The organism is Mucilaginibacter litoreus, assembly GCF_042676805.1.
GTDB classification, from domain to species: domain Bacteria; phylum Bacteroidota; class Bacteroidia; order Sphingobacteriales; family Sphingobacteriaceae; genus Mucilaginibacter; species Mucilaginibacter litoreus.
Genome location: NZ_JBHTHZ010000005.1, coordinates 183,921 through 200,686 on the forward strand (window position 1 = coordinate 183,921; position 16,766 = coordinate 200,686).

At 42.9% G+C, this 16,766-nt stretch carries 14 protein-coding genes; 4 read left to right on the plus strand and 10 right to left on the minus strand.

The window, feature by feature from the left end; genetic code table 11:
• Positions 1–16: 16 nt before the first annotated feature.
• Positions 17–898, minus strand: a complete 882-nt coding sequence (locus ACFQZX_RS08960) for a bifunctional 5,10-methylenetetrahydrofolate dehydrogenase/5,10-methenyltetrahydrofolate cyclohydrolase (protein WP_377113999.1) — start codon at positions 896–898, stop codon at positions 17–19.
• Positions 899–965: 67 nt separating this feature from the next.
• Complete coding sequence (gene lepA / locus ACFQZX_RS08965; RefSeq protein WP_377114002.1) at positions 966–2,753, minus strand: translation elongation factor 4; 1,788 nt, start codon at positions 2,751–2,753, stop codon at positions 966–968.
• Positions 2,754–2,837: 84 nt separating this feature from the next.
• On the opposite strand from lepA, the gene ACFQZX_RS08970 reads away from it, so the two are divergent.
• Positions 2,838–3,701, plus strand: coding sequence for a fructosamine kinase family protein (locus tag ACFQZX_RS08970; RefSeq protein ID WP_377114004.1), 864 nt, complete (start codon positions 2,838–2,840; stop codon positions 3,699–3,701).
• Here ACFQZX_RS08970 and ACFQZX_RS08975 read toward each other — a convergent pair.
• From ACFQZX_RS08975 to ACFQZX_RS08995, 5 genes are all read right to left on the minus strand, one after another.
• Positions 3,698–5,347 carry a hypothetical protein gene (locus tag ACFQZX_RS08975; protein ID WP_377114007.1) on the minus strand — a complete coding sequence of 550 codons (1,650 nt, stop codon included), beginning with the start codon at positions 5,345–5,347 and terminating at the stop codon, positions 3,698–3,700. The genes ACFQZX_RS08970 and ACFQZX_RS08975 overlap by 4 nt on opposite strands.
• A 90-nt stretch (positions 5,348–5,437) precedes the next feature.
• Complete coding sequence (locus ACFQZX_RS08980; protein WP_377114009.1) at positions 5,438–6,772, minus strand: DNA polymerase Y family protein; 1,335 nt, start codon at positions 6,770–6,772, stop codon at positions 5,438–5,440.
• A 46-nt stretch (positions 6,773–6,818) separates the two neighbouring features.
• Positions 6,819–7,343 (minus strand): DinB family protein, encoded by a 525-nt coding sequence (locus tag ACFQZX_RS08985; RefSeq protein WP_377114011.1) that lies wholly within the window; start codon positions 7,341–7,343, stop codon positions 6,819–6,821.
• Between the two features lie 48 nt (positions 7,344–7,391).
• Positions 7,392–8,831, minus strand: a complete 1,440-nt coding sequence (locus ACFQZX_RS08990; RefSeq protein WP_377114014.1) for a TonB-dependent receptor — start codon at positions 8,829–8,831, stop codon at positions 7,392–7,394.
• A gap of 79 nt (positions 8,832–8,910) precedes the next feature.
• Positions 8,911–10,293: a sigma-54-dependent transcriptional regulator gene (locus ACFQZX_RS08995; RefSeq protein WP_377114017.1), complete on the minus strand. Its 1,383-nt coding sequence runs from the start codon at positions 10,291–10,293 to the stop codon at positions 8,911–8,913.
• A 200-nt stretch (positions 10,294–10,493) separates the two neighbouring features.
• On the opposite strand from ACFQZX_RS08995, the gene ACFQZX_RS09000 reads away from it, so the two are divergent.
• Positions 10,494–11,018 (plus strand): DUF4142 domain-containing protein, encoded by a 525-nt coding sequence (locus ACFQZX_RS09000; protein ID WP_377114019.1) that lies wholly within the window; start codon positions 10,494–10,496, stop codon positions 11,016–11,018.
• Here ACFQZX_RS09000 and ACFQZX_RS09005 read toward each other — a convergent pair.
• The 3 genes from ACFQZX_RS09005 to ACFQZX_RS09015 are packed head-to-tail and all read right to left on the minus strand — an operon-like array spanning position 11,010 to position 14,801.
• Positions 11,010–12,212 (minus strand): DUF763 domain-containing protein, encoded by a 1,203-nt coding sequence (locus tag ACFQZX_RS09005; RefSeq protein WP_377114021.1) that lies wholly within the window; start codon positions 12,210–12,212, stop codon positions 11,010–11,012. The two genes, ACFQZX_RS09000 and ACFQZX_RS09005, sit on opposite strands and share 9 nt — an antisense overlap.
• Before the next feature lie 19 nt (positions 12,213–12,231).
• Positions 12,232–12,693 carry a DUF4268 domain-containing protein gene (locus ACFQZX_RS09010; RefSeq protein WP_377114023.1) on the minus strand — a complete coding sequence of 154 codons (462 nt, stop codon included), beginning with the start codon at positions 12,691–12,693 and terminating at the stop codon, positions 12,232–12,234.
• Positions 12,693–14,801: a glycoside hydrolase family 3 C-terminal domain-containing protein gene (locus ACFQZX_RS09015; protein WP_377114025.1), complete on the minus strand. Its 2,109-nt coding sequence runs from the start codon at positions 14,799–14,801 to the stop codon at positions 12,693–12,695. Before ACFQZX_RS09015 ends, ACFQZX_RS09010 begins: the two co-directional genes overlap by 1 nt.
• Before the next feature lie 153 nt (positions 14,802–14,954).
• Between ACFQZX_RS09015 and ACFQZX_RS09020 the strand changes: the two genes are divergently transcribed.
• Complete coding sequence (locus ACFQZX_RS09020) at positions 14,955–16,433, plus strand: alpha-L-fucosidase (RefSeq protein ID WP_377114027.1); 1,479 nt, start codon at positions 14,955–14,957, stop codon at positions 16,431–16,433.
• Positions 16,433–16,765 (plus strand): SMP-30/gluconolactonase/LRE family protein, encoded by a 333-nt coding sequence (locus tag ACFQZX_RS09025; RefSeq protein ID WP_377114030.1) that lies wholly within the window; start codon positions 16,433–16,435, stop codon positions 16,763–16,765. Before ACFQZX_RS09020 ends, ACFQZX_RS09025 begins: the two co-directional genes overlap by 1 nt.
• Position 16,766: the final 1 nt, after the last annotated feature.

The window sequence follows — 16,766 nt, forward strand, 5'->3', positions numbered from 1 at the left end:
AGGGAATAATGTATTTCTATTGGTAAACTTCCTTGTTGGCGGATGCTAATGTGTTTTTTAGCAGGCCGATAATGGTCATTAAGCCTACACCACCGGGAACCGGGGTTATCCATGAGGCTTTTGGCGCTACGTTCTCAAAGTCCACATCGCCATACAGTTTGAAGCCAGATTTGGTAGTTGTTGATGTTTCGCGGTTCATGCCTACGTCGACTACTACAGCACCCTCTTTAACCATATCTACGGTAATAAAGTTCTTTTTTCCAATAGCTACTATCAGGATATCTGCATCTAAAGTAAACTTTTTGATATCAGGTGTGCGGCTATGGCAAATGGTTACTGTACAATTACCAGGTATAGTATTACGTGCCATTAATATGCTCATAGGAGAGCCCACAATATTGCTGCGCCCAACTACTACGCAATGCTTACCGGCAGTCTCAATACCATATTCTTTTAGCATTAAGGTAATACCGTAGGGCGTTGCAGGAATAAACGACGGCAGGTTACGCTGCATGCGGCCTAAGTTAACAGGATGGAAACCATCTACATCTTTTTTAGGGTCGATACGCTCGGTTACTTTTTCAGGATCGATATGTTTTGGGAGCGGAAGCTGTACAATGATGCCGTCAATATCTGCATCAGCATTTAACTCAGTTACTTTGGCTAATAATTCTTCTTCGGTAACAGTATCTTCATATCGTACAAGGGTTGATTTGAAGCCTACTTTTTCGCAGTTTTTCATTTTGCTGGCCACGTAAGTTTCGCTGCCACCATCATGGCCAACCAAAACTGCAACGAGATGAGGCTTACGGCCGGTACGCTCTAATATTTTAGCCGCTTCTTCCGCTATTTCACCTTTAAGTTTTTCTGATACGTATTTTCCGTCGAGTAATTGCATTTCTATGAATATTGATAAAAGAGAAAGGATAAAAGATGTCACTCCTTTGTCCTTTATCTGTAAGTCCTTAATCCAGTTTAAGCACCGCCATAAATGCGCTTTGTGGTATTTCTACGTTACCTACCTGGCGCATACGTTTTTTACCTGCCTTTTGTTTTTCCAACAATTTACGTTTACGCGAGATATCACCACCATAACATTTAGCGGTCACATCCTTACGCATAGCTTTAACCGTTTCGCGTGCTATAATTTTTGCACCTATCGATGCCTGTATGATGATCTCAAATTGCTGGCGGGGTAGAAGCTCTTTTAATTTTTCGCAAATCTTTTTACCAAAGTCGTAAGAGTTGCTGCGGTGTATAAGTGATGAAAGCGCATCTACAGGTTCGCTGTTCAAACGAATGTCCAGTTTAACCAGGTCGCTCTGGCGGTAGCCTATCTGATGATAGTCAAAAGAAGCATAGCCTTTTGAAATGGTTTTTAACTTATCGTAAAAATCAAAGACAATCTCTCCCATTGGCATTTCAAAGATCAGCTCCACACGATCTGAGGTTAGGTATGATTGATTTACTATCATGCCGCGCTTCTGAATACAAAGAGACATCACCGATCCTACAAAATTCGCTTTTGTAATGATGGTAGCTTTAATAAAAGGCTCTTCTACAAAGTCTATTTTTGAAGGATCCGGAAGATCTGATGGGTTATTAACCGTATATTCTTCGCCTTTGGTACTGTGTGCTATGTATGATACGTTAGGTACAGTCGTAATAACTGTCATGTTAAACTCGCGTTCCAAACGTTCCTGGATGATCTCCATGTGCAGCATCCCCAGGAAACCGCAACGGAAACCAAAGCCAAGCGCCGCAGATGATTCTGGTTCAAATACCAGCGATGCGTCGTTCAGCTGCAATTTTGCCATCGATTCACGCAGCTCTTCGTAATCTTCTGTATCAACAGGATAAATACCGGCAAATACCATTGGCTTCACCTCTTCAAACCCCTGAATACCCTGCGCACAAGGGCGGTCTACCTGCGTAATGGTATCCCCAACCTTTACCTCACGTGCTTCTTTAATGCCCGATATGATATAACCTACGTCGCCGGTTTTAATAACATCCTTAGCTACTGGGCGAAGTTTTAAAGTGCCCACTTCATCGGCAAGGTATTGTTTTTCTGTAGCTACAAATTTTACTTTATCGTTTTTGCGTATCTCGCCGTTAACAACTTTAAAGTAAGCTATAATGCCGCGGAAAGAATTAAATACCGAATCGAAGATCAACGCCTGTAACGGTGCATCAGGATCGCCGACAGGCGCAGGGACGCGTTCTACGATAGCACGTAAAATATCATGCACTCCCATACCTGTTTTGCCGGATGCTGCAAGGATATCTTCACGCTTACAGCCAATCAGGTCGACGATCTGGTCTTTTACTTCCTCTGGCATTGCGCCAGGAAGGTCCATTTTATTCAAAACCGGGATAATCTCCAGGTCGTTTTCAAGGGCCAGGTAAAGGTTTGATATGGTTTGCGCCTGGATGCCTTGTGCCGCGTCAACTATAAGCAAAGCTCCTTCGCAAGCCGCTATAGAGCGCGAAACCTCATAAGAAAAGTCTACGTGTCCGGGCGTATCAATCAGGTTTAGTGTATATTTCTCCCCATCAAGCTCGTAGTCCATTTGTATGGCATGGCTTTTTATGGTGATACCGCGCTCGCGCTCAAGGTCCATATCGTCAAGCAATTGGGCCTGGCTTTCACGCTGGGTGATTGTATTGGTATATTCTAACAACCTGTCGGCAAGGGTACTTTTGCCATGGTCGATATGTGCTATTATACAAAAATTACGTATGTGCTTCATTCAGCCGCAAAAATAACTTTTTAAGCCGATAATTTGTTATAGTTTAAGCTATTTAATAAGAGCCTGTAAAGGCAATACAAAAACATGATTTCTACGGCTATTTTAACATATATCAATGGCGTTTTAAACGATGAGATTACTTCTCAAACTCCCGTTGACGGCGGCGACATCAACGCTGTTTATTGTATCGAAACAAAAAGTGCGCAATACCTGCTTAAGCTCAATTCTGCTAAACGGTTCCCGGATATGTTTAAGTACGAGGCTGAAGGCCTGGAAGCTATCATGCAAACTGCCACTATAAAAGTACCAAATGTGATCGCCCAGGCGGATGTTAATGAAGATAGTTTCCTGTTGATGGAGTGGATTGAAGCCGGAGTGAAAAATGCCGCGGCAATTGAGTTGCTTGGCCAGAAACTTGCCTTGTTGCACAGGCACCAATCAAAGCATTTTGGTTTTCAATCCAACAATTATATTGGCTCTTTAAATCAAAGCAACAAGCAGCATAGCAGTTGGAGCAATTTTTTTATTGAAGAACGACTTGAGCCATTGCTTAAACTGGCTATAGAGAACAACAAATTACAGGCAGATGATAGCCGGAAGTTTGACGTACTTTTTTTGAAACTATCCGATCTGTTTGATGAAGAAGCGCCCTCACTGATACATGGCGATCTGTGGAGCGGTAATTACATTATTGATAAAAGCGGAGAACCTTGGCTGATAGATCCTGCCGTTTATTACGGGCACAGGGAAATGGACATAGCCATGAGTGCCTTGTTTGGCGGTTTTGGCAATGGCTTTTATAACGCGTATAACGAAGCTTACCCTTTAGCACAGGGTTGGCAGAAAAGGATAGACCTTTGGAATTTATACCCGCTACTGGTGCATGTAAATTTGTTTGGTGGCAGCTATGTACTACAGCTTAAACAAAACCTTGCAAAATACATTTAGTTGTTCGTTATTTCTATAAATTGTGGCGTTTCAGTAGCGGTAATAAGTAATTTGCCTTTTTTAATACTTACACTCTCTTTAGCCATGGCATCAGCCCCAGGTTTAAGCCTATAAAGATTCGCCGTTTTGGTGGCTCCCAAACTTAAGGTATAATTGGCTGTTCGTCCTTTCTGATCGGGCACGGTAAGCACATAAATAGTGCTTTTTCCATTTTGATATTTATCTACAAGCGGATCCGCGTTTATGGTGCTAATGTATTTGTAGTTGCCCATCAGTTTGTTGGTCTGTAGAACATAATCGGCAGCCGGTCGGCGTTTAGGGCTTTCGGCAAGACCGGATGTCATGTACTGCTCGGGGTTATCGGGCGAAGCATCAAATAGCTGATAAAAGAAAAGACGATTTATGCCATGACGCATATATAGCAATGAGGAACGCAGGATCCAGTCGGCCTGTGTCATTAAGGCTGATTTTTGGCCTATCGCCGGCGCATGCTGATAACTTTGCGAATTGATATCATAGCCAGTTTCGGTTACCCATACCTGTGGTTTGTTTTTGATGCTATTAGCTAATTTTATGAAGCTATCTGCAACTCGCCCCGAGCCGGAAAGTTCTGGCGCTACACCGGTTGTGGCTTTTTGATGTGTAAACACACTGCCATTGTTAGAGTACAGGTGATAATTGATTACATCGAAGCACAAGTTGATGCTCCCATCAGCACGCATGCCACGGTTGTTCTTGCACCAGTTGATTATTCGCCGCACATAAGTGGTGTCGGCGGTAGCCAATCCTCCCATCACAACAACCATATCCGGGTCTGCGGTTTTAACGCCGGCATTGTTACCAAGAGTCCCCTTATGCCCATCATAAAAAGCCGACATATTCGCCGCGTATTCCTCCGGAGTTTGGGTTGCTTTATCGCCTTTCCACCAACGGTCGTTCTCGTTACCGCACTCGATGTACTTAATAAGCCCCAAACCAATTTTAACGGTGTTAACCACATCATTTGCCCAACGCGGGCGGCTATCAACCTTTACCAGGGCCGGATTAATGCTTTTGTTTGAGCCATAACGTGCCGCAAACTGAAAGGCGGTACGTGCTTGTATTATATACGAAGCCGGGGTGCCTTTTTCGGCACCATAAGGTACTGGTGCATTTTCATCATCCCGCTGATCGGCAGGGTAGGTGTTCATCATCCAAACCGGTAGATTTTTCAGATCGGCTAAAACCATGATGCTATCACGCTTGCAGCGCTCATACATTACATCATAGTACCAGCTGCCATCATTTGTAGGATTATAAGTGTAACTGCCTTCGGTGTTTTCCAGCTTCTTCCAGTTCATGTAATGCCTTACCGCACTAAAGCTTTTAAAGAGGTCCATGTTAGCTTCGTATATGTGGTTTCGGTCGTTAGGAGCAGCCGGGTTTTCCAGGAAGTTCCATTCGTACGCATTAATACCAAACATGTTTTTCAATGGAGGGCGGTTTGAGTCATCAAGAATATTTTGATTGATATTTCCGGGAGTATCTGCAATTATCCTGATCGTGTCTTTAACGGGGTGTGCGTTATTTTGTACCCGGCATTGCGAAAAGCCAAGGAAAGTAATCAAAATAAGAGAAAAGTATTTATTATATAACAGTAAGTGCATGCAGTATATTGATAAAGGCGACTTAGAATATTTATATAAAATAGTCTATTAAATGATGCTAAATATAGCTCAATGATACTGTAATAAACATTATTTATAATCAAGATCGGTAAGGTCTTTTACAGACCCAAAACCTATTACATCTTTAATAACTTTACCGTCTGTCATCTCTACCGCCCTGATCAGCTTGTCTGATCCAAACTTATCTTTAATCTGATGCATTGTTTTAAGCGCGGTCTCCTTTCTATCCATATCCTCAAATAAACTGTACAGCATATTGCCGTTGTTAACAAAATTGGTTACGGCAACCCGCATTTGTATAATATCTGTATTGATGATCGGGCCGCTACTTGTAGCAGCCTCAAACTTTTCAATACGGCTGCGAATCATACGCATAAGACTGATAGCATCCTGCACGGGTACGCTTATTGTAAAGGCATCATCCCAACGGGTGTTATCTGCGTAGCGGGCAGTAAACCCTACAGATTTACAATAGAACTTATGATGCACCATGCGTTTTTCCAAAGTAAGGCACAGGGTCATAAAAAGTTGGTCGATGTAGTTAATATGCTGCCTTTTCTCGGCTGATATCTGGCGCATGGCCTGCATACCCCGGTACTCATGCGCTACAATATTGGTTTCAATGAAGTTGAGGCGATAATGCCAGTAGATACCGTCTATGCTTTTAAAAATTGATTTAAGGCGCTGTGGGGGGCAGTAGCGCATTTCTAAAGGTGTTTTAACGTCAGCCCGCTCCAGCCGGTAAGCCATGTTTGCGCCAATGCCGGGTAAGTCACCAAGTTTCAGGCCACTTAAAACCTCATCAATGTTTTGCGGGCTTATCATCATTAAGCCGCCCTGTTTCTTCCCTCTAACTGATGCAAGCTTAGCCAGAAAAGCATTTGGGGCTATACCAACCGAACAGGTAAGCCAGTCGCCAACTTTGCTGAGTATATCGGCTTTGATGCTCACAGCGACCTTCATTGGATCGGCATGGTCATAATTTGTTAAATTAATAATAGCTTCATCTATGCTTTTGGGCACCACATCATTGCAATACTGGCGCATTACATTGATTATTTTTTTATGGAAATCCCGGTAGCGAGCAGGGTTACTTTCTACCGGCACCAGGTCTGGGCAGATAGCCATCGCATCATTAAGCCGCATACCTGCTTTCAATCCGCGGTCTTTGGCTTCGGTAGACAAAGAGATAACGCAACCATATTTACCGGTATAAACACAAACGCCAACAGGCCTGTTGCGCAGCCAGTAATTTACCTGCTGCTCGCAACGGGCAAAATAGCTGTTCATATCTACAAATAATACCCGTGGCTCGGCTTTTATTTCTGTTGAGTTCTGGTTCACATTAACAAAAATGCTAATTATTTTAGCAAATATCAAATATGTAGAAAATAAAAAAGCCATTCCTTAACGTTGTTAAAGAATGGCTGTTACCTGGGTTTTTTGGTTTTTAAAAAAGCATCTCGTTTGGTGGAGTAACACCTTTTAAACGTAAATAAACAGTGGTTTGGCCACGGTGATGGGTTTGGTGTTCAAAAGCTTTTGCAAGCAGTACACCTTTCTGCACCTTCATATCTTTGCCCATGGTAACTTCTTCTTTAAACTGCGCATCTGTCATTCCCTGTATAGCGCTGATTGCAAAATCATAACTTGCCATAACAGCTTTGGTTACTGCTTCCTTGTTTTGCTCTACCGTTTTTTCAATAGAAGTTCTGCCAATCGGGCTTTCCTTGCCGCTGATAGTGCCTAAAAAGAAGTAATTGGCATCACCAAGATGAAGCATCTGCTCGGCAAATGATTTAACCTGAGGCGTTGCTTTAAAGGTGTAACCATCGGCAGGCATTGCATCCAAATAAGCCTGGGTATACTTTTTCGCGCGCTGCCATTCGGCAACAATCTGATCTTTGCTCATTTGAGCAAACACTGATGTGCAGGCAAACGCCATCATCACCAGCAGAAATGATAATTTTTTCATGATTAAGGTTAACTTAGTTTTTACGAAGATAGCAATAGTGTTACGATTTTATAACTGCTCATTTTTTGACCCATATCCAAACAGGTTGCGCATTTTAATCATCGCTGAAACCTCAACCGGCATGTATTGCTCCCAACCTTCGCTATCATTTTTTATCATTTGAAGCACACTGTCTGTTTCTACTTCCAGATTGTTTTTATTGTAAGTTTCTATATCTGCAATTTTATCGTTAATAAGCAAGTAATCGTAAAGGTCGATCAGGTTCGGCGGAAGCGAAAATCTTTTGCTGTCCCATATCTCACCGTTGCGCAGGGTAGGGTAAATGAACAGTTTCACCGCCCTGCTAAAGAGCGTAGCAAATGCTTCCAATATCCCGCCGGAAAGATTTTTATAATGATTTTCAGAAAAGATATATTCCAGGTTTGGATATCCCAGTACCACCCCCAATTTTAACTTGGTAAATTTAGACAGGTAGGCGACCAGTTTGTAATACTGGTAAAAATTAGAGATCAGTACCGTTTGCCCTAAGGAGCAAAGGATGTCCACCCGGTCCAGAAAGTCTTTTTCATTTATTTCAGCACCATCATCTGCATTCCGCTCTTTTAATGCCTGTAATGTGAGTTCTGTAATTAAAATAACATTCTCCTTATTGACATCAGGCTCCGACATGAATTTCTCAACTCCGGTATTTATCATGTCAAGATGTACATTTATCAACGGCCTGAACCTGCCACGCACTACCACAACGTGTTTTTTATACAACACCTCTGAAGGCTGAAGATTTTTACCATCCGGGCCAAATAGGGCAGCATCTGTAAAGCCCAGTTTTACCAGGTGCAAACTCATCAGGCGGTTATCCACCTTCGCGAAGCCGGTTCCTTCAAATCTTATCATATCAATCTGGATGCGATCCCGGCTCAGATCGTCCATCAGCGATTCGATAAAGATGTAAGGATATTCGTTATAGTTATAGCAGGCATAAATTAAGTTCACCCCAAAAATACCGGCTGCCTGCTGTTGCAGGTTATTATCATTATCCAGTAAGTTTACATGCAGTATCACATCATTATAATCGCCGTTTGGCTCCATCTGAAACCTTAAGCCAATCCAGCCATGCCCATCATTGGTTTTGTGATAATTAAGGGCTGCAAAAGTAGCGGCAAAGGCAAAAAAAGTAGTGGTTTCTCCGCGCAATGCTGCAAGCCTTTCAATAAGAAGGCTATACTCATGGTTAAGCATAGAGATCAATCTGGATTCGCTTACGTAACGACGCGTTTGCTGTACACCATATATAGAGTCGGAAAAGATCATGTCGTAAGCCGACATAGTTTTGGCGATGGTACCTGCAGCCGCCCCGGCTTTAAAAAAATGTGCAGCAACATCCTGCCCGGCACCAATCTCGGCAAATGAGCCATAAATTTTAGTATCGAGATTAATGGTAAGCGCCTTTTGTTTTGTTCCAATATCTTTTCTGTGGATGATATTCATGTTATTTGGTTTGCGGGCCTTGCACGAGCCGGTAAACAAAAAAGCCCGATATTTCTACCGGGCCTGAGCCAATTTGTTATTACTCACCGCGCTTTAAGCCGAATTTTTCAATTTTACTATAAAGGTGGCTTCGTTGTATATCAATGTCATCAGCCGTTTTAGATACATTCCAGTTGTTTTTTTCAAGCTTGAATTTGATATACTCGCGCTCGGCAAAATCTTTATACTCCTGAAAATTAGCAAAGCGGTCATAATCAGTTTGTGGTGCAGTAGCTACGGCAGCCTCGGTAGGTGTTACTGATGCTGACGGATTAGCGAACGCTTTAACATCATTATCAGTGATGATCTTATCGCTCAGGATTATCAAACGCTCAACCATGTTACGCAACTCGCGGATATTACCTGTCCACGGTAGCCTTTTAAGTTCTTCAAGCGCTGCTTCTGATATCTTTTTAGCAGGCATGCCATACTCATTACAAATCTCTTCTAAAAAGCTTTGTGTCAGTAGTGGGATATCATCTTTACGTTCAACCAATGGAGGCACATGTATCAGGATAACACTCAGACGGTGGTAAAGGTCCATACGGAAGTTACCGGCTTCAATCTCTTTTAACAAGTCCTTATTGGTTGCCGCTACAACACGTACATCTACATCTATTTCCTTTTCGCCGCCTACACGGGTAATCTTACTTTCCTGCAGTGCCCGCAGTACCTTTGCCTGTGCCGACTGGCTCATATCACCAATTTCATCCAGAAACAGGGTACCGCCGTTTGCCGATTCAAATTTACCTATGCGCTGTTTGATGGCTGATGTAAAGGAACCCTTTTCGTGCCCGAATAACTCGCTTTCAATTAACTCCGAAGGTATAGCTGCGCAGTTAACTTCTATAATTGGCCCGTTAGCACGGTTAGATTTTTCGTGCAGCCAGCGGGCAACCAGTTCTTTACCGCTACCGTTGGCACCGGTTACCAATACTCTTGCATCAGTAGGGCCTACACGTTCTATAGTTTCTTTTATACGGACAATTGCCTGAGATTCGCCCAGTATAGGCCGTACTTTCGATACTTTTCGCTTTAAGGTCTTGGCTTCAACAACAAGGCTTCCTCTGTCGAGGGCGTTACGTACGGTTATCAAAAGGCGATTAAGATCGGGTGGTTTGGATATAAAGTCAAACGCGCCTTTTTTGCTGGCCTCAACCGCAGTTTCAACCGTACCATGGCCAGATATCATGATAAAAGGCAGATCTGGCTTTATAGCAAGACCTTCGGTAAGTACTTCCATACCGTCCATTCGGTTCATCTTGATATCGCAGAGCACCAGATCATAATCGTTTTTACGGATCAATTCCAGGCCGTCAACACCATTATCTATATCTTCAACGGTATAGTCTTCGTACTCCAATATCTCGCGGAGGGTGCTGCGGATAGCCCTCTCATCATCAATAATTAAAATTTTAGCCATGTGTTTTAAACTGAATTACAGGTAGAATGTTTGCGGCTAATATATAAAATTGTATAGAAAAAGAAACACTTTAATTAAACGATTGATACTTAATATACTGTGTGATTATATAAACACCTTTTAACAATTAAATTCCTTTTAATTAAACATGAGGCGCTAAAAATTGTTAAGTATATATTAATAAATTTCACTCGTGGATAATGAAGAAAATATTAGCAATATGTTTTGTGTTAACAGTTATATTGGTGTGGGCATGTAATAATCGTAGAGGTAAAAATTACAATAAGACATCGGCTGATGAGAATGCGGTTTCATTTATGAAAGAGGCTGCCGAATCCGGGCATGCGGAGATAGTGCTTTCTGAACTTGCACTAAAAAAATCTAAAGATACATCCATATTAAATCTGGCCAAAATGATCATCCATGATCATAAAAATGCAAATAAACAATTGATCAAGATTGCATCTGAAGAAAATGTAATCATCAAGGATACTTTAAGCGCTGCACATAAACAACTGATGAATGATTTGCTTGGGAAGAATGGTAATGATTTCAACCTGGCCTATAGCCAGGCAATGGTAAATGACCATGAAGTTGCTATAAAGCTGTTTAAAAACGCGGCATCTTCAACAGCTGCTAACATACAGGATTTTGCGCAACAGGTTTTGCCAAGGCTGCAGCAGCATTTTAATGAAGCAAACAGTATTTGTATCGAATTAAAATAATTTCAACTGCTGATTTACAGGCGGTATGACCTTGCCGAATACTGTGCGGCCTCCGTACCTCCATGAGTCGTTTCTTTCCTTTTCAATCACCTTATCAAAATCGGCGTTGGGAGTAAAATCTTTTTCAGCTGCCTGGGCAATGTTAGTTAAGCGTTTTATCGCTTCATTCTTTTCGTTATTGCCCAGTTTAGCTTTATGGATAGCCGTTTGCAGCGTACCAATGGTTTCATCATAAACTTTGGTTGGAACCGGGAAGGGGTGCCCATCCTTGCCGCCATGTGCGAAAGAAAAACGTGCCGGATCTTTAAATCTTGATGGTGCACCATGTATCACTTCACTTATTAATGCAAGCGATTGTAAAGTGCGGGGGCCAAGCCCCTGCAGCATCAGCAAGTCTTCAAAATCTTTAGGTTGCGTTTCCTGGGCCATCCAAAGTACAGCGCCAAGCCGTTTTAAATCAACATCTTTAGCCCTAACATCATGATGGCCGGGCATTATTAACTTATTGATTTCTTTTAGCATCAGATCAGGCTTTTCAGCAGCTATCTGCATCACCGCTTTGCGCGAGCCATCTGCCTGTCTGTCGGCCATATTCAAAATATAACCCGTGCTTTTGCCATAGATGGAGGTATGCGGATCTTCAACAAAAGAAGTAAGCTGCTCCGAGTGCCAGTGATAGCGCCGGGCGGTGCGGCTGGCATCGCTCATGCCTTGCTGTACAACTGCCCATTTGCCGGTATCGCTCAGGATAAAATTATGGGTATATAACTGAAAGCCATCCTGTATAGCGGTATTATCAACCTTGGCGCTCAGCTTACTGCACCTTACAAGGTAATCACCGTTTAACCCGGTGATATTACAAACATTTATTAATTCTGCCGGGGTTTTAGTGGAGTGTTTCCCTTTTCCCCCACAAATGTAGATGCCCAACTCCTTACTATGTGGATTGACGGCTTTTTTTAGCGCTCCCATGACCGATGTGGTGATGCCAGAGGAGTGCCAGTCCATACCCATGACAGCGCCAAGGCTTTGAAACCAGAAAGGGTCGCTCAGGCGGCGCAATACTTCGTCCTTGCCATAATCAAGCACAATGTTCTCTACAACGGCAAGGCCAAGCTTAGCCATACGCTCGGCAAGCCACAAAGGTACATAGCCATAATGTAAAGGCAGATCGGCACTTCCGGAACGCTTCATGCTAACAAAGTTAGCAAATTCATACACTTACACCAAACGCATATTTAACATCACTCCAAAATTCATCTAAAGCAATAATGCGTGGCTTAAAAAAAGATATCAGTTGCGACCAGTCGCTCTGCTGATATATGCTTACAGATGAAATTTCTTTGTATATGCGGCTAATGGTTTTGCCATACTCATCGGTGGTATGTAATTGCCATTCCCAATTTTCGGCAAGCGTGGCGTGTAGGATATTTTTATAGGTAAGAAATTGCTCAAAAAACAACTCCTGAAGTTCCAGATCCGGATGAGCTATATCTATCGATATGCCGGCCGATTTAGTTTCTGCCTGCATACGGAAGTAGATGTGCTTAACGCCGGTTTTATAATTTATCCAGTTGATTTTTAAGCCTTCGGCAGATGGTATAGGCCCCATATATTGACCGAAAGCCGTCCAGAAAGCCTGGCGTAATTGCGATGCCTGTTCTTTACTATACATTAATTCCCGGTCACCTTAAAGCTTTTTACAATTTTTTCATCCTGCGAATTTCCCCCAAGTACCAACTTATAATTGCCGGTATAAATGTGCCAGCTGTTTTTGTCCAGATCCCATTTTTGAAGTTCTTTTACAGGAATGTTAAGTGAAACACTTTTTTGACCTCCTTTGGCAACACTTACACGTTTAAACGCTTTCAGCTCTTTAAACGGCATGCGTTCCATATCAGGGTATTGTATATAGGCTTGTACCACTTCATCGCCGCTGTAATTGCCGGTATTATTTACCTGTAAATTCACAACAATCGTATCTGCCGATCTATAATCGCTTTTCAAATTGTTTTCGATTTTATAATCGAAAGACGTATAGCTTAAGCCAAAGCCAAAAGGATATTGTACTGCGCCATTGTAATAGCGGTAAGTACGTCCTTTCATGTTATAATCTTTATAATCTGGCAGGTTGCTTAAGCTCTTGTAAAAAGTAATGGGCAGGCGACCTGACGGCGAGACGTCTCCAAAGAGAATATCAGCAAGCGCATTGCCACCTTGCTCACCCGGATACCAGGCTAATATAACGGCATCGGCATATGGCGCTATCGCATCTATATCAACATCGCTGCCAGCTGTTACAACCGCTATTATGGGCTTTTTTATACTTTTTCTAAGGCTTTTTAAATATGCTATATGGCTTTGGGGGAGGCTGATGTTCAGCCTGTCGCCACCACCGGGAGCTAAAAAGGCATCGCCTTCTTCACCTTCGTTCACTGGCGATAAGCCTAATACCGCTATGGTAACATCGGCATTACCTGCAGCCCAGATACCACCAAAGTGGGTGGTATCGCGATTATCAGCACCCATGTCATATTCAACACGGGCAGCAGGGCCCACTGCCGATGTAATACCTTCTACAAAGTTAATTACTTTGCCCGCCCCATGATAGTTTCCGATCAGCGCATCATAGGAAGTAGCGTTTGGCCCAACCACCATATAGCTGCTGTATTTTGATTTGCTCAAAGGCAAAACGTTATTTTCATTCTTTAGCAGCACCATGCTTTGTTGAGCTACTTTGCGTGCCAGTTCTATATGTATTGGGTTATGCACGCTATCGGCACCGTAGGCATGGTAAGGATTCTGTCCAGCATCATCATAAAAACCCAATTTAAACTGTGTGCGTAATGTGGCTGCCAAGGCTTTGTCAATATCGCCTGGCTTCAGTAATCCACGTTTTACAGCTTTCATTACATCATTTTGCAGCAGGGTAGAGCAATCAAGATCTATACCCGCTTTTATGGCATCTGCTGCAACAATAACCTGGTCGGGTTGGCTTTTATGTCGCAGATAAATATCATCCAGGGCGCCGCAATCGGTAACCACATTGCCTTTAAATTGCCACTCTTTCATTAAAATATCCTTTAACAGGGTATTGCTTGTGCAGCAAGGTTCGTCGTTAACGCGGTTGTAGGCACACATTACACTTTCCACGCCGCCATCAACCAAATATTTAAAAGAGTACAAATAAGTTTCGCGCAAGTCTTTCTGGTCAATAATTGCATTAAACTCATGTCGGCCAGCTTCGGGGCCACTGTGTACAGCGTAGTGCTTTGCGGTTGCACTCGCTTTCAAATAACGCGGATCATCGCCCTGCAAACCCTTAACAAAGGCAGCGCCCATTCGCGAAGTAAGAAATGGGTCTTCGCCATAAGTTTCCTGGCCGCGACCCCAGCGTGGGTCTCGAAATATGTTGATATTAGGAGTCCAGAAAGTAAGGCCCATGTATTGCAAACGCCTACCCATACCGGTAGAAAGGTTATATTTAGCCCTTGCCTCGGTTGATATGACCGTTGAAACCTGCTTTAGCAAGTCGTCATTAAATGTAGCCGCCATGCCAATGGCCTGCGGAAATATGGTAGCCTCGCCGGCACGCGCCACTCCATGCAGGGCCTCGTTCCACCAGTTGTAAGCGGGGATACCCAAACGCGGTACAGCCTTGCTGTTGTAGCCTAATAAGGATATTTTTTCTTCAAGGGTTAGCCTTTTAAGCAGATCTTTTACGCGGGCACTAAGAGGCTGCTTACTATCCTTGTACACAATATTTTGCTGTGCTAATGCCATTATCGGCATCATACAGATCACGAGAATGCAGAGGATACGGCTTTTCATATGATAGTATAATGGAAAGGCTAACTTAAAAGAAATAGCCCGCACTGCCAATTATTTTCCATGTAAATGTTACTTTAGCGGTAGTGTGTTACTCAACCCTGCCCGATGAAATATTTATCATTTTTGTTGATCTTTTTATCATCCGTCTCATTTTCTCAAACAGCGCCAAAGCCTTATGGCCCCTTACCTACACAAGGGCAATTAAATTGGCAGGAAACAGAAATGTATTGCATTATACACTGGGGACCTGATACTTATACTGATAAGGAATGGGGATATGGCGACGAAGACCCTAAGCTGGTAAATCCCTCTAATTTTGATGCAATGCAAATTGTAGGCGCAGCTAAAGCCGGTGGTTTTAAAGGCATTGTAGTAGTAGCCAAGCATCACGATGGTTTTTGCCTGTGGCCAACCAAAACTACTGAGCACAATATTTCTAACAGCCCTTACAAAAATGGCAAAGGAGATATCTTACGTGAATACCGCAATGCCTGCGACAAACTTGGTATGAAGATGGGCGTTTACTGTTCGCCCTGGGACAGAAACAGTCCGTTTTATGGAAAGCCCGAGTATGTTACAGAAGTGTACCGGAAACAACTGGAGGAGCTTTATACCAATTACGGCCCTTTATTTATTACCTGGCATGATGGCGCAAATGGGGGCGACGGTTACTATGGCGGTGCAAAAGAAGTAAGAAAGATAGACCGATCAACCTACTATGGCTGGGCAGATACCTGGGGCATTGCCCGTAAGCTGCAGCCAAACCCAGTTATTTTTGGTGATGTGGGGCCAGATGTGCGTTGGGTGGGTAATGAAAAGGGTATGGCTGGTGAAACCTGTTGGGCTACTTATACGCCGCATGCACCAGATGAAGGCAAACAACCTGGTAACGGCTATGTAAAGGACTATGAAGGAACAGAAGGGCATCGGGAAGGTAAATTTTGGATGCCTGCAGAATGCGATGTATCATTAAGGCCCGGATGGTTTTATCATCAGCGGCAGGACGATTCTGTTAAGACGCCGGAAAAGTTACTTGAGCTATATTATAAAAGTGTTGGTAGAGGTGCGGCGCTTGACCTGGGCCTGTCGCCCGACAGAAACGGACGGCTAAACGAAAATGATGTGGCTACGCTAAAAACATTCGGCAGCATTTTAAGTAAGACTTTTGCAGTCAATCTTGCAAAGGGGGCTACACTTAAAGCAAGTAACATCCGAGAAAAAACCAATCATAAGTATGGCCCGGAAAACTTGGTCGATAATGATCGTTACAGCTACTGGAGCACAAATGATGATTTAACCACACCCGAACTGCTAATTGATATGCACAAGCCACAAACTTTTAATGTAATCAGGTTAAGAGAAAATATAAAATTGGGGCAGCGTATAGACGAGGTTGCTGTTGATGCCTGGCAAAATGGTAAATGGCAGCAAATAGCCAAAGCAACCAGCATAGGTGGGAACCGATTGATTAAGCTTGAAGAAAAAGTAACTGCGCAGAAAGTAAGGCTGCGTATCACCAAATCGCCGGTAAGTATTGCTCTTAGCGATTTTGGTTTGTTTTTACAGCCGGATAGTTCTAATTAATGAGAAGACAAGCATTATATATCGCCGCGTTACTTTTATTTCTAACTACAAAATTATTTGCACAGGAGCTTTTTGATAAAGCAGCGAAGCCAATACTTGTATCCCGGCAATTTACATTTACCGAAGGCCCTGCTGTAGATAAGCAGGGTAATATCTTTTTTACCGATCAGCCCAACAACCACATCTGGGAGTCTGATATCAACGGAAAATTATCAGTATTTATAGATAAGGCCGGGCGTGCCAACGGAATGTACTTTGACACTAAAAATAACCTGATAGCTTGCGCCGATGAACATAATCAGGTATGGCAGATCAGCCCGAATAAAAAATAAA